Origin of the sequence: Rothia nasimurium (genome assembly GCF_928381415.1) — a bacterium.
GTDB lineage: Bacteria > Actinomycetota > Actinomycetes > Actinomycetales > Micrococcaceae > Rothia > Rothia nasimurium_H.
In genome coordinates, this window is the sequence record NZ_CAKMSF010000030.1 from 1 (window position 1) to 473 (window position 473).

General features: G+C 55.2%; 1 protein-coding gene. It reads left to right on the plus strand.

The window, feature by feature from the left end:
* Positions 1-473 (plus strand): IS256 family transposase (locus L7A20_RS11855; RefSeq protein WP_237223684.1); only part of this gene is annotated, 473 nt, incomplete at both ends.

Sequence of the window (473 nt, forward strand, 5' to 3'; positions counted from 1 at the left end):
AAAAACGTCGATGAAATCATCCTCTCCCTGGCCGCCAAAGGACTCACCTACGGTGACATCGCAGCCCACTTCGAGCAAATCTATGGGGCCAGCATCAGTAAAGACACCATCAGCCGTATCACCGCAACGGTCCTTGACCAGATGAATGAATGGGCCGCCAGGCCCCTAGAAACGGTCTACCTGGCTGTGTTTATCGATGCAATCTACCTGAAAGTCCGCGAAGGGCAGGTAAGCAACCGCCCCTTCTACGTGGCTATGGGAGTCAACGTCGAAGGCGCTAGGGATGTGTTAGGAATCTGGGCAGGCCCTGAAGGGGCAGGCGAATCAGCCAAATTCTGGCTACAGATCCTGACCGAGCTGAAGAACCGTGGCACCGCTGATATCTTCTACCTGGTCTGTGATGGGCTCACCGGCCTGCCTGAGGCCGTGAATGCGGTCTATGAACGCACGATTGTGCAAAACTGCGTCATTCA